General features: G+C 36.9%; 18 protein-coding genes. 9 read left to right on the top strand and 9 right to left on the bottom strand.

Features of this window, described 5'->3' with window-relative positions:
• The 8 genes from CHB68_RS13195 to CHB68_RS13160 form a co-directional block, all read right to left on the bottom strand.
• Positions 1 to 2,370 carry an FtsK/SpoIIIE family DNA translocase gene (locus CHB68_RS13195; protein ID WP_089261403.1) on the bottom strand — a complete coding sequence of 790 codons (2,370 nt, stop codon included), beginning with the start codon at positions 2,368 to 2,370 and terminating at the stop codon, positions 1 to 3.
• A gap of 61 nt (positions 2,371 to 2,431) precedes the next feature.
• Complete coding sequence (locus CHB68_RS13190; RefSeq protein WP_089261401.1) at positions 2,432 to 2,800, bottom strand: diacylglycerol kinase family protein; 369 nt, start codon at positions 2,798 to 2,800, stop codon at positions 2,432 to 2,434.
• 10 nt (positions 2,801 to 2,810) lie between these two features.
• Entirely contained in the window at positions 2,811 to 3,314 is a 504-nt protein-coding gene (tpx, locus tag CHB68_RS13185; RefSeq protein ID WP_089261399.1) for a thiol peroxidase, read from the bottom strand.
• 119 nt (positions 3,315 to 3,433) lie between these two features.
• Entirely contained in the window at positions 3,434 to 3,691 is a 258-nt protein-coding gene (locus tag CHB68_RS13180; protein WP_089261397.1) for a DUF6952 family protein, read from the bottom strand.
• A complete protein-coding gene (locus CHB68_RS13175) occupies positions 3,672 to 3,986 on the bottom strand; it encodes a thioredoxin family protein (RefSeq protein WP_089261395.1) in 315 nt (104 codons plus the stop codon). Before CHB68_RS13175 ends, CHB68_RS13180 begins: the two co-directional genes overlap by 20 nt.
• Positions 3,987 to 4,050: 64 nt before the next feature.
• Entirely contained in the window at positions 4,051 to 4,695 is a 645-nt protein-coding gene (locus CHB68_RS13170) for a peroxiredoxin (RefSeq protein WP_089261393.1), read from the bottom strand.
• 223 nt (positions 4,696 to 4,918) lie between these two features.
• Positions 4,919 to 6,397 carry a Na+/H+ antiporter NhaC gene (nhaC, locus tag CHB68_RS13165; protein ID WP_089261391.1) on the bottom strand — a complete coding sequence of 493 codons (1,479 nt, stop codon included), beginning with the start codon at positions 6,395 to 6,397 and terminating at the stop codon, positions 4,919 to 4,921.
• Between the two features lie 74 nt (positions 6,398 to 6,471).
• Positions 6,472 to 7,692 carry an aminotransferase class I/II-fold pyridoxal phosphate-dependent enzyme gene (locus CHB68_RS13160; protein ID WP_089261389.1) on the bottom strand — a complete coding sequence of 407 codons (1,221 nt, stop codon included), beginning with the start codon at positions 7,690 to 7,692 and terminating at the stop codon, positions 6,472 to 6,474.
• A gap of 149 nt (positions 7,693 to 7,841) precedes the next feature.
• Here CHB68_RS13160 and CHB68_RS13155 point away from each other — a divergent pair, with 149 nt between their 5' ends.
• Together CHB68_RS13155 and lpdA are read left to right on the top strand one after the other, a co-directional pair.
• A complete protein-coding gene (locus tag CHB68_RS13155) occupies positions 7,842 to 8,300 on the top strand; it encodes an Lrp/AsnC family transcriptional regulator (RefSeq protein WP_089261387.1) in 459 nt (152 codons plus the stop codon).
• 48 nt (positions 8,301 to 8,348) lie between these two features.
• Entirely contained in the window at positions 8,349 to 9,755 is a 1,407-nt protein-coding gene (gene lpdA, locus CHB68_RS13150) for a dihydrolipoyl dehydrogenase (protein WP_089261385.1), read from the top strand.
• A gap of 66 nt (positions 9,756 to 9,821) precedes the next feature.
• Here lpdA and CHB68_RS13145 read toward each other — a convergent pair whose 3' ends face one another.
• Positions 9,822 to 11,006: a heparan-alpha-glucosaminide N-acetyltransferase domain-containing protein gene (locus CHB68_RS13145; protein ID WP_089261383.1), complete on the bottom strand. Its 1,185-nt coding sequence runs from the start codon at positions 11,004 to 11,006 to the stop codon at positions 9,822 to 9,824.
• 530 nt (positions 11,007 to 11,536) lie between these two features.
• On the opposite strand from CHB68_RS13145, the gene tilS reads away from it, so the two are divergent.
• The 7 genes from tilS (at position 11,537) to CHB68_RS13105 (ending at position 20,802) form a co-directional block, all read left to right on the top strand.
• Entirely contained in the window at positions 11,537 to 12,844 is a 1,308-nt protein-coding gene (gene tilS, locus CHB68_RS13140) for a tRNA lysidine(34) synthetase TilS (RefSeq protein WP_089261381.1), read from the top strand.
• Positions 12,841 to 14,805, top strand: a complete 1,965-nt coding sequence (locus CHB68_RS13135) for a protein-disulfide reductase DsbD family protein (RefSeq protein ID WP_089261379.1) — start codon at positions 12,841 to 12,843, stop codon at positions 14,803 to 14,805. The genes tilS and CHB68_RS13135 overlap by 4 nt, the downstream gene beginning before the upstream one ends.
• A 110-nt stretch (positions 14,806 to 14,915) precedes the next feature.
• The gene (locus CHB68_RS13130) at positions 14,916 to 17,309 is read left to right on the top strand and encodes a penicillin acylase family protein (protein WP_089261377.1); all 2,394 of its coding nucleotides are present in this window, start codon (positions 14,916 to 14,918) and stop codon (positions 17,307 to 17,309) included.
• Positions 17,310 to 17,791: 482 nt separating this feature from the next.
• Positions 17,792 to 18,157: a hypothetical protein gene (locus tag CHB68_RS13125; protein ID WP_089261375.1), complete on the top strand. Its 366-nt coding sequence runs from the start codon at positions 17,792 to 17,794 to the stop codon at positions 18,155 to 18,157.
• A 3-nt stretch (positions 18,158 to 18,160) separates the two neighbouring features.
• A complete protein-coding gene (locus CHB68_RS13120) occupies positions 18,161 to 18,619 on the top strand; it encodes a hypothetical protein (protein WP_143815211.1) in 459 nt (152 codons plus the stop codon).
• A gap of 804 nt (positions 18,620 to 19,423) precedes the next feature.
• Positions 19,424 to 19,831: a hypothetical protein gene (locus CHB68_RS13110; protein WP_089261372.1), complete on the top strand. Its 408-nt coding sequence runs from the start codon at positions 19,424 to 19,426 to the stop codon at positions 19,829 to 19,831.
• A gap of 569 nt (positions 19,832 to 20,400) precedes the next feature.
• Positions 20,401 to 20,802 (top strand): hypothetical protein, encoded by a 402-nt coding sequence (locus CHB68_RS13105; RefSeq protein WP_089261371.1) that lies wholly within the window; start codon positions 20,401 to 20,403, stop codon positions 20,800 to 20,802.
• The last annotated feature ends 257 nt before the right edge of the window (positions 20,803 to 21,059 follow it).

Here is a 21,059-nt window from a genome sequence, read left to right as displayed (position 1 = left end):
TTATTCATTATCCAAAATTTGGTGAAGGGCGGCAATATCCGTTACATAAACCTGTCTTGCCTTACTGCCTTCAAATGGACCTACAATTCCTGCTGCCTCTAACTGATCAATAATTCTGCCAGCCCTGTTATATCCCAATTTCAACTTACGCTGAATCAATGAGGCGGAGCCTTGTTGGGCAATTACGATAACTTCTGCAGCTTCGCGAAATTTAGCGTCCCTTTCAGACACATTGTTATCAAGACTCGTGCCAGAATCCTCGCCAACATATTCAGGTAGCTCATGGGCATCTGGATATGCTCGTTGACTGCCTATGAACTCAACAATTTTAGCTACCTCTGGAGTATCTACAAAAGCACATTGAATACGGGTTACATCATTACCTTGGGTAAACAACATATCACCCCTACCAATTAATTGATCGGCACCGGCAGTATCCAATATAGTTCTTGAATCTATTTTGGAAGTTACCCTAAATGCGAGCCTTGCCGGGAAGTTAGCTTTAATGATACCTGTAATAACGTTCACGGATGGTCGTTGTGTTGCAATGATCAAATGGATACCAATGGCCCTTGCCAATTGCGCCAATCTTGCAACAGGGGTTTCTACTTCCTTGCCCGCGGTCATGATCAGATCTGCAAACTCATCGATCACCAAAACGATATAGGGCAAAAATTTATGTCCGTCATGCGGATTAAGTTTACGCGCTTTAAACTTAGTATTGTATTCTTTAAGGTTACGGACCATAGCCAATTTTAAGAGCTCATACCTATTATCCATTTCTATACAAAGGGAATTTAAGGTGTGGATTACCTTGGTATTGTCCGTAATTATCGCTTCTTCTGAATCGGGTAGTTTGGCCAAGAAATGGCGCTCAATTTTATTGTAAAGGGTTAATTCTACCTTCTTGGGATCAACAAGAATAAATTTGACCTCAGCTGGATGCCTTTTGTATAATAACGAGGTTAATACCGCATTTAAACCAACGGATTTACCTTGACCTGTGGCACCTGCCATTAACAAGTGTGGCATTTTAGCCAAATCAACTACAAAAGTTTCGTTACTGATCGTTTTTCCAAATGCAATGGGAAGTTCCATTTCGGCCTTTTGAAATTTGCTTGACGCAATTACCGAACGCATGGAGACTATAGTCGCGTTTTTATTGGGTACCTCAATACCAATGGTGCCCTTACCCGGTATGGGTGCTATGATACGTATGCCCAGGGCCGCCAACGACAGGGCAATATCATCTTCAAGGTTTTTTATCTTGGAAATTCGTATACCGGCTTCCGGTACTATTTCATATAAGGTAACGGTAGGTCCTATGGTTGCTTTAATCTGGGCAATCCCAATTTTGTAATTTTTAAGGGTTTCTACAATTTTGTTCTTGTTTTCCTCTAATTCTTCTTGATTTATGGTAATACCACCGGTTACCCCATGTTGATCCAATAATTCTATGGTTGGGAACTTATAATTACCCAGTTCTAGCGTAGGGTCAAATTCACCAAAGTCGTCGACCAATTTATTGGCCAATAAATCTAATTCCTCAGGTTCTTCAATAACCTGTTCCACTTCCATATCCAAGGTTTCCTCTTCTTCAGGGGCAACAACTTCAAAATCCTTGGATTCCGGTTCTGGTTCTAAGTGGGGAATTTCGGTTTTATGAGTGTAGGTATCAACTACAATAGGGGACTCTTCCTCTAAGGAAGAGGTTATCAGCTCTTCTTCCTCTGCAAGTGTTTTCTTCCGTTCCTTACTTGCCTTAAATTCTGATGAAATGGCCTCTTTTCTTGATTTAAAGAATGAGCCTATAGCTTCTGGCGTAAGCTCAAATAATCTGACCACAATGAAAATCAGTCCAAAGAGCAATAATAACAATACTCCTATTTTGCCGGCGTAGTCTTGCAGAAAGTCATTCATTTCATAGCCGATCAATCCACCTAATAAAGGGGTTTCAATGGCAAAGAACCCTAACGCGATTGAAATCCATATTACAAATAAAAGCCCCCATATCCATTTTTTGATCAGGGCTTTTAAAGGCAATCCTAAAAATAGATAAATGCCGGTTATACAAATTAAGAACGGGAAAATTAACGAGGCCAGTCCAAAGCCTTTATACATGAAAAAATGACTGATGCTAGCACCAAATTTGTTCAATAAATTCTTGGCAAGTTCATTACGGTCCTTAAATTCCGTCAATAGGCTTTGGTCATCTTGCCAATTAAAATAAAAGGATATAAATGAAAAAAACAATGCAATACTAAAAAGCATGAGTAAACTGCCCAAAATAATTTTATTCTGTTTGGACAATTTAAACGATGTTCCTTTTTTAGTAGGTTTTGGCTTTGATTTAGTTGCCTTCTTTGCCATTAAATCTTTTATTCTGGTGCTAAATTACAAATTTACGTTGAGCAATTGGAAATGTTGGCGCTTACTGGAAAATCTTAGGAATATAAATGATGAGCCCAATAATTGCCGAAGCTATTGAAACCAGCATAACGGCACCGGCAGAAATATCCTTGATGAAGCCTATCTTAACATCAAATTCTGGCTGTACATAATCTGATATTTTTTCAACGGCCGTATTTAAGCCTTCTAAACCTAAAACTAGGGCAATGGCAAAAATCTGCAGAATCCATTCCGTGCTTGAAATTTCAAAATAAAAACCGGCTATGGTAACCACTATGGCAATGACCACTTGGATTTTTATACTTGCTTCGGTGCGTACCAATAACCAGGCTCCTTTTAAGGCGAAACCAACACTTTTGATACGGTTGACCAAAAAGGATTCTTTGGGCATGGATTTATTTTTAATTCATCAACGCCTCCAATGCCGCCTTGTAATTAGGTTCTTCGGTTATTTCCGCTACTTGTTCCGTATAGATGACATTTCCTTTTTCATCCAGTACAACGACAGCTCTGGAATGTAGTGGTGTTAAAGGTCCATCAGAGAAATCCACGTTATACGCTTTACCGAAATTGCCATCCCTAAAATCTGAAAGCATTTCTACGTTTTCTATACCTTCCGCACCGCAAAATCTTGCTTGGGCAAATGGTAAATCCTTGGAAACACATAATACAATGGTATTGTCCAGCTCTGCAGCTTCTTGGTTAAATTGTCTTACGGATTGTGCGCAGGTGCCAGTGTCCACACTTGGAAAAATATTTAAAACTACCCTAGAACCTTCATAATCCGAAAGTTTAACGGTAGATAGGTCGTTTTTGGTCAATTGAAATTCTGGAGCCTTATTACCATTAGTTGGTAATGATCCTATAGTATGTACGGTATTGCCTTTTAGTGTTACGGAAGCCATGTTTTAAGTTTAAGATTTAAAGTTGTGAAATTATAAAATATAAAGCTTAAACGTAAATTAAAGGATAAAAAAAAGGTTCTTTCATGCATGAAAGAACCTTAAAAATTTATTTGGGTATTTTATTTATCAATGGAGCCAAGAACCCGTTGCATAAATTGGTTCATGGCATCTTTTTTTGGAATACCATCCTGTATGCTCTGCGCTACATCAAGAGCACCGTACATATTGGAAATCAATTCTCCTATAACATCAAGCTCTTCATCTTTTAATGAGGGTAATTCCGTAAGGGCTTCTAAGGTTTCAATGGTTTCCAGAACGTAATCACTGTCCTTTTCCTCAATAAATTCCGTCAGTAATTTAATTATAGGCAACCTCACTGATCAATTCTTTTAAAAGGTCATATTTATTGGTCTGGACCTGATTCTTTAATTTCCCTTTTTCGAAAGATGCAAACGTTGGCAAATTGTCAACATTGGCAAGTTTTCTTGAGGCAGGGAATTTTTCGGCATCGGCTATGACAAAGGTAATGTTCTCATTGGTTGAAGCCTCTTTTTTGAATTTAGGCTTCATGATTCTACAGTTACCACACCAAGTGGCCGAATACTGAACAACAACATTATCATTATTAGCTATAATTTCCTGTAGATTATCTTCTTCTAGTTCTAGTAACATAACTTCAATTGTTTAATGGATTAACAAGGGCATGAAATCATTCATGCCCTATGATAAAAATTGTTTAGTTAGCGTGTGCGGATAGATAGGATTTTACACCCTCCCTGTTGGCGGACATTGCTTCTTTGCCTTCTTCCCAGTTGGCAGGACATACTTCTCCTTTTTCCTGCACATGGGTGTAAGCGTCTATTAAACGAAGATATTCGTTTACATTTCTACCTAAAGGCATATGGTTGATACCCTCATGGAAAACGGTTCCTTCCTCATCTATTAAGTATGTGGCGCGGTAAGTAACATTATCGCCTTCAACGGTAATGATATCGTTGACCTCATCGTATTCTTTATTTGTTGTGTCAAGAATACCTAAAGTAGCCGCTAAATTTCTGTTGCTATCAGCTAAAATAGGGTAGGTAACACCTTCAATTCCTCCGTTGTCCTTATCTGTACTTAACCAAGCAAAATGAACTTCTGCAGTATCACATGACGCTCCAATTACCATTGTATTTCTTTTTTCGAACTCACCTAAAGCTGCTTGAAAAGCATGTAGTTCGGTAGGACAAACGAAAGTGAAATCCTTTGGGTACCAAAAAAGAACTACTTTTTTATTGTTTTTCTGAGCTTCTTCCAATACGTTGATCTTAAAAGTATCGCCCATTTCGTTCATTGCATTAACGCTTAGATTTGGGAATTTTTTTCCTACAAATGCCATAATATGTTTTCGTTTATTGATTTATTTGTAAGGCAAAATTAGTGCATGAAAACCTGTATTGCAGCATTCAAAATTAGAATTTTCAATGCAAGAATAACTATTTTGAATGGCGTAAGAATTTGTATGTTTTTCTTGTTGAAGTGTTAATTATAGGTGCCATAAATTATCAGATCGTTACTTTAACGACCGGGGTAGGAACTTATAAGCAAACTGCGCAAATGAGTTATTTGGTGAATATGCGTTTGATCTTAATATTGAGGGCGGCAAATATAAAAGTCATGATCGGGCTTAACCAATTAAAAATTGCATATACAAAGTATTCCGCTACACTAACACCTAATACACCGCTATGATATGCTCCACAGGTATTATAAGGAATAAGTACGGAAGTTACCGTTCCCGTATCTTCCAAGGTCCTGCTCAGGTTTTCAGGAGCTAGACCTTTATCCTTAAATGCTTTGGCGAACATTTTGCCCGGAACCACAATGGCCAAATACTGGTCAGATGCAGTACCGTTTAGCACAATACAGCTTATACCTGTACTAAAGAATAGACCAAATGTAGATTTAGCCAAACTTAATAAGGCCTTTGTAATACGGGACAATGCTCCAATACCATCCATAATTCCGCCAAAAACCATGGCGCAAACAATAAGCCAAATAGTACCCATCATACCGGCCATTCCCTTTGCGGAAAACAAATCGCTCAACACCTCATTGTCCGTTGGAATTTCAGTGCTAACAGTAATTGCCTGTAATATACCCTTGTAGGCCGAATGAAAATCTAGCTGTTTACTGTCCGTTATTCCTGCAACGACCTCAGGTTGAAAAATGACGGCAAATAATGCACCCAGCAAGGTACCAATGAGCAATGCGGCCAATGGAGGTGTTTTTTTTACTATCAATGCGACGACTACCACTGGAACTAAAAATAACCATCCGTTTATATTGAAGGTGGCGTCTATAGAGGATAAAATGGAGTCGATATCCGCAACACCGCTCGTATCTATGTTAAGTCCAATAATTATGAACACCAATAACGTAATTGAAATTGTTGGAACCGTTGTCCATAACATATATTTAATATGGGTAAATAATTCCCCACCGGCCATTGCCGGCGCTAAATTTGTAGTATCGCTTAAAGGAGATAATTTGTCTCCAAAATATGCACCGGATAATACGGCCCCTGCCGTCATTCCCAAGGAAACACCTAAGGCTTCACCAATACCTATAAGGGCAATACCAACTGTTGCAGAGGTGGTCCAGCTACTGCCGGTGGCCACGGATATGATTGCACAAATGATAACGCAGGCGGCCAAAAATATAGTGGGATTTAAGATTTGAAGACCATAATAGATCATAGCCGGTATTACACCACTTACCAGCCATGTACCGGCCAAGGCGCCAACCATTAATAAAATCAGTAATGCTCCGGTCGTAGCTTTTATATTTTCCGCAACTTCCGCAAACATTTGTTTATAGGAAACTTTATTAAAAAAACCTACAATTGCGGCTATGGCGCCTCCTAATAATAGTATGAATTGATTGGACCCGCTTAACGCATCATCCCCAAAAACATATACATTATAGGCTAGCATTCCTACTAAGGCTATAACCGGAATGAGAGCTTCTAAAATACTCAGTTCCCTGTTCTGTACAATATGTTCATTTTCTCTATGCTCATTGGTATTATGGTCGGCCATTAAAGATGAGTTTGGATTCTACGTAATATTACGATTTATGGGATTGATGTGCAAACCGTTTATAAAATCGATTATTAGGCTTTTATGCCGGTGGAATCCAATATCTTAAGGTCCATAAGGCATTTTTTCATCATAGAATACGTGCGTTCAATATCGTCATCAAGACCTATGGAAAATCTAATTAGGCCGTTTCCAAGGCCCATTTCTTCCTGTTCCTCAATAGGAATTTCTGAAGAGGTAGAACTTCCAGGCGCACTGAACAAGGTTTTGTAGAACCCTAAACTGACCGCTAAATAGCCTAATTTTCGTTCTTGCATTAATTCCATTAAGGTATTGGCATTTTCCAATGTACCTACATCTAAGGTCAATAATCCGCCATAGCCATATTCCGGATTCATTTGGTCTTCCATAATTAAATGACCTGGGTGAGATGATAGCCCAGGATATACGACCCTTAAACCGTCTTGTTCAAATTTTTTGGCCAAGTATAGTGCATTTGTACTATGTTGTTTCATTCTAATGTGTAAGGTGCGCATATTTTTAAGGATAGATGCTGCCCGCATACTGTCCAAAGTACTTCCTAATAACATTCCCGCTCCATTGTTCACATCCTTAAGGGCTAAACAAAATTCGGTTGAGCCGCAGACCACACCGGCAACGCAGTCACTGGTTCCGTTAATGAATTTGGTAAGACTGTGGATAACAATATCGGCACCAAGTCTTGCAGGAGATACGGTAAGCGGTGAAAACGTATTGTCAACCACTAATGGTAAGGTGTTCTGTTTGGCAATGCGCGAAAGCGCAGAAATATCGGCTACCTCCAATAGGGGATTGCTCACACTTTCACAATAGATCATTTTAGTATTTGGGGTTATGGCATTCTCCACCGCTTTTAAATCTGTGATATCCAAAAATGTGGTGGTTATCCCCAATTTGACCAAAAAGTTTTTCATGAACGCATAAGTACCTCCATAAATGGTCCTGCTACTAATAATGTGGTCACCGGTATTGCACAATTGTAGTATTACTGCGGTAATGGCACCCATGCCACTTGCCGTAACATTAGCGGTCTCCGTGCCTTCCAGTGCGGCCAAGGCTTCGCCCAGATATAGATTGGACGGTGAGGAATGCCTACTATATAGGTAACACCCTTCCGTATTACCTTCAAAGGTATCGAACATGGTTTTGGCCGAGATAAAGGTATAGGTAGATGAATCCGAAATAGATGGATTGACTCCACCATATTCTCCAAAATATTGAAGGTCCTGTAAGTTGTTACTATGCTTTGTGCTCATGAATAATATTTTAAGTAAATCTAGTCTATAGTAAAATAATTGTCAATGCATTTGTTCAATTGTAGATTTTAATTCTATAATATATATTTTTTTAGATTTTAAATTTATATTTACAGCTATTACATCTGTTATTTAGATAATTAATCAAAATGAAACTAGACGATAAGGATATTAAGCTATTGGCTCTTTTACAGGACAATAGCAAGAAAACCAATAAGGAATATGCACTGCAATTGGGTTTGTCAACCACCGCAATCTATGAACGTATAAAGCGTTTGGAACGTACCGGGGCCATTAGGAATTATGTAGCTTTAGTGGACAAGGCCAAGGTCAATAGAAATTTTACCGTTTTTTGCCATGTAAAACTAGTACAGCATGTCAAGGATAATATTGCTCAGTTTGAGGCTCAGGTATTACGATTACAAGAGGTAGTAGAGTGCCACCATTTAAGCGGTGACTATGATTATTTGTTGAAGATACATGTGCAGGATATGGATGCTTACCGTCATTTTATGGTCAATAAACTTACGGCTATGAGCCATATTGGTAGTACACAGAGTTCTTTTACCATAAAAGAGGTAAAGCATTCTACGGCTATACCCCTGTAAAACTAAAAATAGTATTAATTTTGTAAGACATTAGAAAACAAATATTTTATGGATCAATATGATGTAGCCATTATAGGCTCTGGACCTGGTGGATATGTAGCGGCAATACGTTGTGCACAGCTAGGAATGAAAACAGCAATAATTGAAAAATATTCCACTTTGGGCGGAACCTGTTTAAATGTTGGGTGTATACCCTCAAAAGCGTTGTTGGATTCTTCACATCATTATGAGGATGCCATTAAACATTTTGATGAGCACGGTATTGAAATACCAGGAGAAATAAAGGTCAATTTGGAAAAAATGATTGCCCGTAAACAAAGTGTCGTTGATCAGACTACTAAGGGTATTGAGTTTTTAATGGATAAAAACAAGATTACCGTTTATGAGGGTGTTGGGAGCTTTAAGGACGCAACACATGTCTCTATTAAAAAGAACGATGGTAAGTCAGAAGATATTGAAGCTAAACATATTATTATAGCAACAGGTTCCAAACCTTCTACCTTGCCCTTTATAAAATTGGATAAAGAACGTATCATTACTTCTACAGAGGCATTAAAGTTGAAAGAGGTACCCAAACACATGATCGTAATTGGCGGTGGGGTTATTGGCCTTGAATTAGGTCAGGTGTATAAGCGTCTTGGTGCGGAGGTTACGGTAGTGGAATTTATGGACCGTATTATTCCGGGAATGGACGGTGCCCTTTCCAAAGAATTGACCAAAGTGTTGAAAAAGCAAAAGATAAAGTTTGCATTATCCCATAAAGTTAAATCCGTTGAACGAAAAGGGGATACGGTAATAGTAAAGGCTGATGACAAAAAAGGGCAAGAGGTTGTTTTTGAAGGGGATTATTGTTTAGTGGCCGTTGGACGTAGACCATTTACAGATGGGTTGAACGTTGAGGCTGCAGGAGTTGCCTTGGATGATAGGGGCAAAGTGATCGTAGATGGGCATTTAAAGACCAATGTAGATAACATTTATGCTATAGGTGATGTTATAAAAGGTGCAATGTTGGCACATAAGGCAGAAGAGGAAGGTACTTTGGTTGCAGAACAATTGGCGGGCCAAAAACCCCATATTGATTATAATTTGATTCCTGGCGTTGTATATACATGGCCAGAGGTTGCCGCTGTAGGTAAGACCGAGGAAGAGTTGAAGGAAGCGGGCGTTGATTTTAAGGTTGGACAGTTTCCAATGCGTGCACTGGGCCGTTCCAGGGCCAGTATGGACACGGATGGATTTGTAAAAATATTGGCCGATAAAAAGACCGATGAGGTTTTAGGGGTTCATATGATCGGGGCACGTTGTGCGGATTTAATTGCAGAGGCGGTTACAGCTATGGAATTTAGGGCTTCAGCAGAAGATATCTCGCGTATGAGCCACGCACACCCAACTTATGCGGAAGCTGTTAAAGAGGCAGCGTTGGCCGCAACTGACGATCGCGCACTGCATATATAAATATTGATTGTAATAATTAAATAAAAAAGCAGTCCTTGAACAGGCTGCTTTTTTTATGAACAAAAATTAATTTTTAATTAGGCCTAAAGTGCGTAATACCTTTTCCGTAACGCTTTTTAAGACTTCAAAGGCTATTAGTGCAAATTGTTCCAAATAAATCCTTACTATGGATAAAAAGGAAGAAATACCGGCTTTAAATTCTATTTTATGGTCTTCATATTTCAGGGCCAAAAAAGAACAAATGAACATAAACATTATTGCCCCGGGAATGGCTATCCACGGAGTTAGGGAATGATGAAAAAACCTATATAGGCCTACTCCTGTAAAACTACCGTACAAAATGATAAAATGTATCACATAGATGGACAATGTACTCTGACCAATTTTTAACCACGTAGCGTTCATTAAGAAACTTCTAAGAAGAATAAATAGGGAAAAGACCAATAACACATCACCAAGTCTAATAAATAGGTAATTGTTAGAATATATCGCTTCAAATAAAGCTATACCGGTCATCTCGTGAACCGTATTGAAAAAATCCGATGAAAGAAAAATCAAAGTCAATCCAACACCAATATATGCTGGTATAAGAACGGTGTACAACTTTTTGTGTTCCTGAAACTTGGTGAAAATAACGGAAAGAAATCCACCTACAGAGGCATAGCCCAGCCATGGTATAATCGTAAATACCGAACCATGTGCTTTTGTAAAGTAATTGGCGAGAAATTGAGGTAATATCTCAAAGCTCATTGATTTATAAATCGGCTCAAAAATGAACAAAACCAACGTTGTGCCTGCCAATACACCAGGGAAAATCCATTTTTGTTTGGTAAACGTCAGTAAATAGCACGCTATAATAAATAGTAATGAAAGACCTATGCAGTGTAAAACATCCACCAAATAAAATGAATCATAAATTTCCCCTTTGAACAGGCCAAAAAGATTCATTCTTAGCAAATATGCGATTGCCAATAGCTCCAATCCTCTTTTTAAACCTTTTTTTACACGGGGATTGTTCCAGCCCGTTTGGGGCGAACGAATCAATAAGAACGTAAAAATGAATCCGGATACGGTAAAGAATACTGGCGCGGTAATACCCCTAAAATATTTCCAAGTGCTGAACACTAAATTTGAGCTATCCCTAAAGGCATTGTCTAAAAGTCCATCTATAAAATGCCCTTGTAGCATCATCAAAATGGCCCAAGCGCGTATGGCATCCAAAAAAAACAATCTGGTTCTAGCGTTGCTCATTACTTTTTATATATCCTATATACTTCTATAACAGTATGTTTGGATGTTCACTGGCGCAAAATTAGATAAAATAAATTAAGGTATTCCGTATTTAAAATAAATTCCTAATCTTCTATAAATTAGGGCTTTTGGGTTTGCTTTTAATATTTGTGGGTATCAAATTTTCAAAATCTAACAATCATAGGTTGGTCAAGTTAACTCTGTAGTTGGCATGAATAAATTTTAATGGTAGGTCATTTGACATATTTTAGGAATGTGCGGTATGGAGTTGTAACGGCATAACTGGCAACATTTATGTGATAGCTTTAAGAAGGAAAATGTAGTTGAAAAGAATTAAAGCGGATAAGAAGGTAATGTAGTCGTAGAAGTATAGTATATTTTAGTGAAAGTAAAGAAATCTAAAAAGAAATGACATGTCTTTTTAGGTAAAGCTTCTTTTTGGGCATTAATTCTATACCATTAAAATAGTAAGCTTAAAAATACTGGTATATGTTTTTAATAATCTTATGTGACTTCTGTACCTTTATCCCGTGTTAAAAGCCTTTAGGGAACATATTGAATTAGACTTTCCGGAGTTATTGACCAATCACTTTTTAATTGCCTGTAGTGGTGGATTGGACAGTGTGGTTCTTTGCGTACTTTGTAAGGAATTAGGTTTGCAGTTTTCAATGGCACATTGCAATTTTGGCCTACGTGGTCATGCCAGTGATGGAGATGAAGATTTTGTAAGATCATTGGCAAAATCACTTAATAGTCAAATATTTGTAACCCGTTTTGATACCTTGGGCTATGTCAACCAACATAAAGTTTCCATGCAAATGGCCTGTAGGGAATTGCGTTATGCCTGGTTTCTTAAAATTTTAGGCGAACAAGGCATTTCTTTACTGTTGACCGCACATCATGCCAACGATAATCTTGAAACATTTTTGATCAACCTATCAAGGGGAAGCGGTATTGAAGGCCTAACGGGAATACCGGCCAAAACAACATATTTAAGAAGGCCATTATTACCTTTTACACGGGAGCAGTTGGCTTCCTATGCACAGGACAATAATATACGTTGGAGGGAAGATAGTAGTAATGCGGATACCAAGTATCTTAGAAATAAAATTAGGATCGATCTTGTTCCAATTCTAAAGGAACTTCACCCAACCTTTTCGGAGAATTTTAAAAATACATTGCGGTATTTAGAACAAACCAACACGATAGCCAATGCATATCTAGAAGAATTAAAGAAAGAATTGTTCGTTCCACAGGGAAATGGATATCAAATCCCTATTATCAAATTAAAGAAGCTACATCCATTGTCTACTTACTTACATGGACTATTTTATGAATACGGATTTAGGGCACTGGAAAATCTTGAATCCATTTTGGACGGATTAAGCGGTAAATTTATACGGTCCAATACACATATTTTGGTAAAGAATCGTGAGTTTTTATTGCTCTCTCCTGTACAAACTCATAATGATAAACATTCTTATGATATTAGGGAGGATGCAGTAGTTGTTAAACACCCGGTATCACTTAAATTTTCAGAGGTCTCTCAACGTTATGATAATTCAAGAGACATAATTTACGTACAGAAAAATACGTTAAAATATCCTTTGACGTTAAGGAAATGGAAAAAGGGCGACTACTTTTATCCAATAGGGTTAAATGGCAAAAAAAAATTGGCCAAATTTTTTAAGGATGAAAAATTGGATATCCTATCAAAAGAGAATATTTGGTTGTTATGCTCGCAAGATCAGATTGTTTGGGTGGTAGGAATGCGTGCGGACAATAGATTTAAGGTCGTGGATAATGCCCAAAAGATTTTAAAAATAGAAATAACATGATAAAAAATTTAGTGCTCATTCTTTTTTTGTGTGTATGGCCATTTGCCGTAAAAGCACAGACAGATGAAAATCCGGTAGTTTGGGAACAGCAGGTCAATAAAATTTCAGAGACGGAATATGATTTGGTTATGAAAGCCAATATCATGGATGGATGGCATGTGTATTCCCAGTTTACTTCAGAAAATGGTTCCTTGCCAAGTGAATTTACTTATAATGGCAATGGAACGGTCTATGAGTTGATAGGGGGCACTAATGAAAGTGAAACTATTGTAGAGTATAGTGATATTTTTGAAGTGGACGAGACTTATTTTAAGGACAATGCCATTTTTACACAGCGTATAAAATTAAAGGATACCGTTGTTAATGAAATTGTGGTTGACTTGTTCTTTCAGGTATGTAAGGAGGTATGTATTCCTATGGACAAGCAATTTGTTTTTAGGTTGGATGGTTCCACGGCAGAAGCTAAGAAGGTAACTGTAGATGATAGGAGTTTGGCGTTGAGCAAGGAACTTCGGTTAGACTTAACGAACAAGGAACTTCTTGTTAAAGGGCAGGAGAATATTACGGCTGGCACCAATATTTGGGTAATTTTTGGACTGGGATTTCTTGGCGGATTAATTGCTTTATTGACACCTTGTGTATTTCCTATGATACCGCTTACGGTATCGTTCTTTACCAAACAGACCAAGAAAAAATCAAAGGGGATTATTAATGCACTTCTGTATGGCTTTTTTATTGTGCTGATTTACTTTTTGTTAAGCTTACCTTTTCATTTATTTGATTCTGTAGATTCGCAGATATTAAACTCCATAGCCACCAATGTATGGTTGAACCTTTTGTTTTTTATCATCTTTATATTTTTTGCGTTTTCGTTCTTCGGTTATTATGAATTAACACTGCCTAGCTCATGGGCCAATAAGATGGATGCTGCCTCATCAAAAGTTGGCGGGGTCTTGGGTATATTTTTTATGGCGGTCACCTTGGCCATTGTTTCCTTTTCGTGTACTGGACCAATATTGGGCGGTCTATTAGGTGGTACAACCTTGGCAGAGGGTGAAATTGCTACCAACCTTACTGCTGGAATGACCGGATTTGGTGTGGCATTGGCATTGCCTTTTGGACTTTTTGCATTGTTTCCGGCTTGGTTGAATTCCTTGCCCAAATCTGGTGGATGGATGACCACCGTAAAAGTGGTGCTTGGGTTTTTGGAAATAGGACTGGCTTTAAAGTTTCTTTCCAATGCAGATTTAGTAGGTCATTGGGGAATATTAAAGCGTGAAATTTTCCTAGGAATCTGGATTCTTCTTGGTGTTGCTATGACCTTATACTTGTTTGGGCTCTATAAATTTCCGCATGATGCACCGGTAAAAAAACTATCGCTTGGACGTAAATTTACTGGGGTGGTCAGTTTGGTATTTACCATGTATCTCGTATTGGGTATTGTTAAGGTTATTCCCTTAAAATTATTGAGCGGTTTTCCGCCACCGGAATTTTATAGCATTTTTGAACAAGAAAGTGATTGTCCCTTAGGTATAGATTGTTTTAAGGATTTTGAGAGTGGTCTGGCATATGCCAAAGAGGTCAATAAGCCCATTTTATTGGATTTTACCGGCTGGGCATGCGTGAATTGTAGAAAGATGGAGGAAAACGTATGGAGCGATGGTGAAATATATCCATTGCTTAAAAATGAATTTGTATTGATTTCATTATATACGGACGATAGAAAGGAATTACCGGAATCCGAAAAATTCAATTTCCAATTTGAAAGTGGTAGAGTTAAGAAAATCAATAATATTGCGCAAAAATGGGGTACGTTTCAGGAAGTAAATTTTAATTCAATTTCCCAACCTTATTATGTGCTGTTGTCCCCAGATTTGGAGGTTTTGAATACTGCTATACAGAATACCGATATTCCCACGTATAAAAATTGGCTTTTAGAAGGCCTAGGGAATGCAAAATAGACCTTTAATTTTGTAAGATGTTGACTACTTGTCAGTAAAAAGCAGAGTTGCGAGCCCTTTATGTTAAAAATAGTTATAACTTGGTGGAAATAACTTTCCCCGAAATAACTATGAAAACATTAAAAAAAATTGGCAAATTTTTGCTGGTCATCATTGTCTTGTTGCTTATAGCAGTAGGAATATTTACCTATACCCTTAAGCCTGATTATTCTGGCAATAAGGAACTTTCAGGTTTACAACAGGAGGTAAGTGTTTATTATGATGATTATGGTGTTCCCCATATTTACGGGTCCAACGAAAAAGATGCTTTCAGGGCATTGGGATACGTACATGCCCAGGACCGTTTATGGCAAATGGAGCTATTACGAAGAATAGCAAGTGGTGGACTTTCCGAAGTATTTGGTCCGGATTTGGTGGATACCGATAAATTTTTTCTGTCATTGGGTATTTCAGACGCCACTAAGCAAACGGTCGCCAATTTAGATGGACAAAATAAAGGAGTTGAATTGGCTTCGGCCTATTTATCGGGTATTAATCAATTTATCGCGGAAGGCCCAACCCCTATAGAGTTTTATTTGACCGGTATAGACAAGCGAGATTTTGTCCTGGAGGATATTTACAATACCATTGGTTATATGGCCTTTAGTTTTGCCATGGCACATAAAACAGATCCATTGTTAACCACTATTCATGCAAAATTAGGGCCGGAATATTTAATGGACCTTCAGGTGGGTTCCAATGTAGATACGGAATGGATAAAAAATTATAAGCCAACTCCTAATGATTCCGTTCAAAATCAATTAACTGCAATGGTTAATAATGCATTGGGCAATTTGGAAATTCCGTTGTTTGAAGGTAGTAATAGCTGGGTCATTGCTCCTGAAAAAACAAAAAACGGAAAAGTAATATTTGCGAATGATCCACATATAGGTTTTGCGCAACCATCTGTCTGGTATGAAGCACATATAGAAACACCATCGTATACTAAATACGGATATCATATAGCTGGTATTCCTTTTCCATTACTGGGTCACAATAGGGAAATTGCTTATGGGTTGACCATGTTTGAGAATGATGATGTAGACTTTTATTACGAACGGCCAAACCCTACGAATAAGGACCAATACTGGGCACAAGATGGGTTTGTCGATTATGAAATTGTAGAAAAGACCATTAAGGTCAAAGATGCACAAGCTGTAAATTTTAAGTATCGTAAAACGGTTCATGGGCCTGTCTTAAATGGAATTGCGGACCAAATAACCGGAGACAGGCCCATAGCCATGTCATGGGTTTATACGCAAACGGAAAACCAGGTTATAGATGCCTTGTTTAATTTAAGTTTTGCCACAAATATCACGCAGTTTAAATCTGCCTTGCCTAAAATTCATGCGCCTGGTCTAAATGTTATGTATGGCGATGCAAAAGGTAATATTGCCTGGTTCGCTACGGCAAAACTTTATCACATTCCTGATTCGGTCCATACAAAATTTATTTATGAAGAAGGGCAGGGGCTTCCAGTAGAAAAGGAATGGTTGCCCTTTCATGAAAATCCACAGGCCATAAACCCGCCTTCCCATTATGTGTATTCTGCCAATAATCAGCCGGATTCCATAGCGGGTATGCTTTATCCTGGTTACTATCTACCAGAGAACAGGGCTAAAAGAATCGTAGAATTATTGGAGCCTAAAAATGACTGGGACTTGAATTCGGCCACTCAAATGATTACAGATGTTACCTCTTCGGTAGAACCCGAAATCGTCTATAATCTAACGAAGTATATTGATATTTCTACCTTGAAGGAAAAGGAATTAAAGGTCATTGATTTATTAAATCTGTGGGATGGCAACTATGAGCTTTCATCTATTGAAGGAACGGTATATAACCGCTGGGTATATTATCTGTTAAAGCAAACTTTTAAAGATGAACTAGGTGATGAGTTGTTCTCTCAGTTCTTAAGTACCCATCTAATGAAAAGGATAATTGCACCTTTATCCAAAAATGACGCTTCTGTATGGTGGGATGATATTGCGACCAATGACCGTGAGGAAACAATAAACGATATTGTCAATAGTTCATTTGAACAGGCTCTTGTTTCGTTAAGGGATGATTTTGGTACCAATATTAATGAATGGCAATGGAAAAAAGTACATACTTTGGAGCACACCCATCCTATAGGTCAGATTGCTGCATTACGCTCATTTTTTAACGTAGGTCCCTTTGAGGTTGAGGGGTCTAGGGAAGTCATCAGTAATATGGCCTTTCCTTATGATGATACGGGATTGTACAAAACCAGTTCTGGACCATCTACCAGAAGAATAATAGATTTTTCTGATGTGGAGAACAGTGTAAGCATATTGCCCACTGGCCAATCAGGAAATCCTTTTAGTAGGCATTATCAAGACCAGGCGCAAATGTATGTGGATGGTAAGTTCAGGAAAATGATGATGAACAAGGAAGAAATTCAAAAAAGTAAAGAAATCCTTATTTTTAGACCAAAGGATTAAAAATGCTTACAAAAGTTTATGGGAGTGCAGTTTTTGGTGTAGAAGCCACAACGATAGTAGTTGAGGTAAATATTGATAAAGGAATTGAAATCTTACCATAACTTCAAAGACAAATTAAAGCAGGTAGGGACGGATTTAGGCTACATATAACGGAATACCTACTTCAAGAATAAGCAGAGCTTCATTCGTAAGTATATCAAGTGGATTAGCGTAAGCTTTAAAGATAATTGGTTTAGCCTAGATATTACCTTCAACATAACTGGTATGCCTGTTGTGACTTACTGGCTAGACCAAGACTATAAGGCTGCCGTACAAGTGGGGGACTCAGATAAGTATATCATAATCCATTTAAAGGTTGGGGAGGTAACCAACCATCTAAAGACGGACATTTGTTTTATGTAAATATAAATAATAAATCGATTTTTCTTATTTTGGTTTTTTCTATAATAAGCAATTGTTTTTATTAAAATATTAAAATTTTTATGGCTTCAAATAAAAAAGGTGGTTTAAATTCATTTATTTCAAGTATCATATTCATATTAATAATTCCAGCTGCACCAATTTTTATTGAGTTTATAGCTGAAGAATTAGAAGTAAAATCACTATTCCTTTTCGCCTCGGTATACCCAATTACCGTATGCGTAAGCTCAAGAAATAGCGGTGTTTTTTCAATGGCGATACTTCTTTCTTTATTATTTGGATTTCTATATAGTATCGATGAAAAATTAGAAATAACACAAGGCTTGATTAGTGCAGCTTATTATTCAATAATAGGAACTTGCCTAGTTCATATAATAGAGAGATTGAAGTACCATATTATTGATGGAAATGCATTTTTCAAATTTTAAACTATGAATAATCTTTTTTTTATTGTTATAATTTGTGTCATAACAACCTTTATGTTGTTATGGTCGATAATAAGCTATGTAAATGGCGCTAAAGATGAAAGTAGGTTGAGTGAAGAAGAACTAAAAATTAAATTTGAAAAAAAGGAAGTTGATTTATTATTAAAAGAAGAAGCTATGATGGAACGTGAAATGCTTCTTAAAGAGGCCAAAATGATTAAAGACAAGATACTTTTTGAATTGGAGGATGCGACTAAAACCCAAAGTAAAGATGAACGTCATAAATATCAAGAAAAAATGAAGCAGGAAATTAGGGAGCATTATTTTGATTTAACCCACAAGGTAATAAATACAATTGAGGAAACTTTTAAAGATGATATTTCTAAAGACGAAAAGAAAAATTTTTATAAAAAAGCAGAAAAACTACTAAAAAAAATCGAAGGTTATTCGGAAGAATTATTTTGAATTAAATATAGACATTAATTGAATATAGCTGAGATACCTTAGTATTACGCTAACGAATTCAGCAATTAGAAATACCTTTATAATCCACTTGCTTATTAGGCTGTATAATAGCCAAAACCTAGTGTTATTCTCATCTCCTCATTAGTGTTTTATAGATGTGATTTGTAATTTTCACGAACTATAAACCCATTAAATGGAATTCGACAGTATACCAACCGATTCAATATATTAATTTTTAACCGTTCTAGGAATAATCTTGATTATTGCACCCCTTATTATACTCAATTACAGAGTAGAATCAGAATATGAAATAGTTAGGGTAAGCGAATACCAAACAATTCAAATGTTTGTAGACAGTATATTTTTGGGTGGAGAGATCACGTCTCTAGAGAATAACGTCAAGACTAAAATAAATACGTCGAGGGCTAAGATTAAGACCGATAGGGCGGCAACAACTAATATTTATTCTCCCGAAAGAGTTAGGAAAGGTATCTATATTGAATTTGAAAAATACAATTCTATGGATTACCACCCTCTAAAAGGCTTTTTGTCTTTTTAGTGCGTAATTTATATCCCTACTGATCATACCACCACTATCCATTAGATAGCTCTAACATTTAGAATTCCGACACTATAGACATTACTAAATATAACAATATGTTATAAATATTATTTACGTTAATAATTAAAATACAATTGTTATATATATAATATTTGGTATCATTAACAAGTTGATCAAATCATGCAATATTTACCCCATTTTCACATTATAATTATTGGGCTATACTACCTAATTACGTTATTTTGAAGCTAAAAGAGACTATTTACGAGGTAAAACGGGACTATGCGAATAACAAGACCTTATATCTGTTCTTTGCCTATGCATTCTTGGTTTATGTTCTTTTGGCCATTAATATGGAGTATGATTCAAATATGGGAATTATTGGGATATTGCTAAAGCTAAGTACTATATTCCTAGTACCCCTTTACGGTGGTGCATTATACTTTCTCTATCTAATGGATATTTTTTTCTTTAAGGGGATGATAGGATGGTTCAAAGATTTAGGAGGAGATATATCAGATTACATTGGAACGGCCTTTGTAGTGTTTCTGGGAGCTTTGTTTTTAATCTACTGCTATTACGAGATACATGAGCTGATTGTGTGGACTCCTATCGAAATGGTTTTATCCGGTTTTGGGTACAAAGTTTAAAAATCTCTAAAACTTAATTACAGGGCTTGACTCTTTTAACATTCCCACTTTTTTAAAAAGGTCCGTACCCTGCTCTCTGGGATATTGTACTTTGCGAACGTTTTGACCTTGGCTATTTCTCAATTACTCCTATATTTTCGTATCAGATAAAAGCAGAGTATTTCGGCTACCTTTCTAAGCCCGAGGGTCATTGATTGCTTTCTATCGCGTTCAAGGTTCTGCATTAGTTTAATCCTGTTGTAAATTAGTGTATAATCTATTTTATAGCAAGATTTAAAATGAGTTGTATACAGATACAAAACTCTCCAGTATCCGGATTTTTGATTGTAAGTTGTCTGGTAGATTTAGTAAACTTTAACATTTTTGCCATTGGACGAGGTTTCCTATCCTTACTATAATTGGGATTCTATAAAAATACAATTATTATTAATAATATTTTAAGTGGTTAGGGGTTAAAGGTATAGCCTGTTAAGTTGCTTTTGTTAGGTTGATAACTATTAACAAAACAGGCAGTTAGGCTTTGTAGGATTAAGTAATTTTGTAGGATGTTTTAATCTAAATTTTATATAATGGCTAAAATGACAATAAGATTAATGGGCATTGATGAAGAGCGCAAAAAGATGGATATGATTATGCAAACTGTGAGCCGAGAGGGAAAATTGGTACTGGAAATAACAAACAATCCACAGCCTACCGATTTAATGGCCAATAGATTAGTTCAGTATAATGTGCTAAACCGAACGATTGAAAGGAATATGCCTATAAAGCACGATTGTTTTGTCTTTTTGGAGGGGAAGAATTTTGCGGAAGCAAAGATTAAAGGGGCGTATAAATTCGTTGAGGAGGAAAAGAAAAGGCTTAATCCGTCATATATGATGAATCTTTGGAATAAGATTAATAATAGCACTATAATTTCTGGCGCCATTGGTGCTGCGATAGGAGCAGTATTTACTTGGCTTCTTACGAGTTAAGCCTATTTTTTGTTATTTTAAGTTATGGAAAGTAAGGTAGAAGAACCCTCTAAAAAGTTAGAGAGCCTTTCCTTAAGATATCTAAAATTTGTTATAGAGCATTTAGCTCTCTTTGTCATAGTTTCGACTTTATGCGGGGGTATTTGTCAAGTCTTTTCTCTTTTATCTATTGGGATATCCTACAAAAGGTTTTTTTTATTATGTCTAAACTTGTTTCAGACGGTATTATTCTAATTGGAGCAATAACATTGGTTTCA

Origin of the sequence: Maribacter sedimenticola (genome assembly GCF_900188415.1) — a bacterium.
Lineage (GTDB): Bacteria > Bacteroidota > Bacteroidia > Flavobacteriales > Flavobacteriaceae > Maribacter > Maribacter sedimenticola.
The sequence above is the reverse complement of the archived record's forward strand: the minus strand, read 5'-3'. Positions and strand labels throughout refer to the sequence as shown.

Coding starts and splice junctions, on each gene's coding strand:
- CHB68_RS13155 (WP_089261387.1), top strand. CDS start 7,842: ATGAAACTAGACGATAAGGATATTAAGCTATTGGCTCTTTTACAGGAC.
- nhaC (WP_089261391.1), bottom strand. CDS start 6,397: ATGGCCGACCATAATACCAATGAGCATAGAGAAAATGAACATATTGTA.
- CHB68_RS13125 (WP_089261375.1), top strand. CDS start 17,792: ATGGCTTCAAATAAAAAAGGTGGTTTAAATTCATTTATTTCAAGTATC.
- CHB68_RS13120 (WP_143815211.1), top strand. CDS start 18,161: ATGAATAATCTTTTTTTTATTGTTATAATTTGTGTCATAACAACCTTT.
- lpdA (WP_089261385.1), top strand. CDS start 8,349: ATGGATCAATATGATGTAGCCATTATAGGCTCTGGACCTGGTGGATAT.
- CHB68_RS13195 (WP_089261403.1), bottom strand. CDS start 2,370: ATGGCAAAGAAGGCAACTAAATCAAAGCCAAAACCTACTAAAAAAGGA.
- CHB68_RS13160 (WP_089261389.1), bottom strand. CDS start 7,692: ATGAGCACAAAGCATAGTAACAACTTACAGGACCTTCAATATTTTGGA.
- CHB68_RS13175 (WP_089261395.1), bottom strand. CDS start 3,986: ATGTTACTAGAACTAGAAGAAGATAATCTACAGGAAATTATAGCTAAT.
- CHB68_RS13170 (WP_089261393.1), bottom strand. CDS start 4,695: ATGGCATTTGTAGGAAAAAAATTCCCAAATCTAAGCGTTAATGCAATG.
- CHB68_RS13145 (WP_089261383.1), bottom strand. CDS start 11,006: ATGAGCAACGCTAGAACCAGATTGTTTTTTTTGGATGCCATACGCGCT.
- CHB68_RS13190 (WP_089261401.1), bottom strand. CDS start 2,800: ATGCCCAAAGAATCCTTTTTGGTCAACCGTATCAAAAGTGTTGGTTTC.
- tpx (WP_089261399.1), bottom strand. CDS start 3,314: ATGGCTTCCGTAACACTAAAAGGCAATACCGTACATACTATAGGATCA.
- CHB68_RS13105 (WP_089261371.1), top strand. CDS start 20,401: ATGGCTAAAATGACAATAAGATTAATGGGCATTGATGAAGAGCGCAAA.
- CHB68_RS13135 (WP_089261379.1), top strand. CDS start 12,841: ATGATAAAAAATTTAGTGCTCATTCTTTTTTTGTGTGTATGGCCATTT.
- CHB68_RS13130 (WP_089261377.1), top strand. CDS start 14,916: ATGAAAACATTAAAAAAAATTGGCAAATTTTTGCTGGTCATCATTGTC.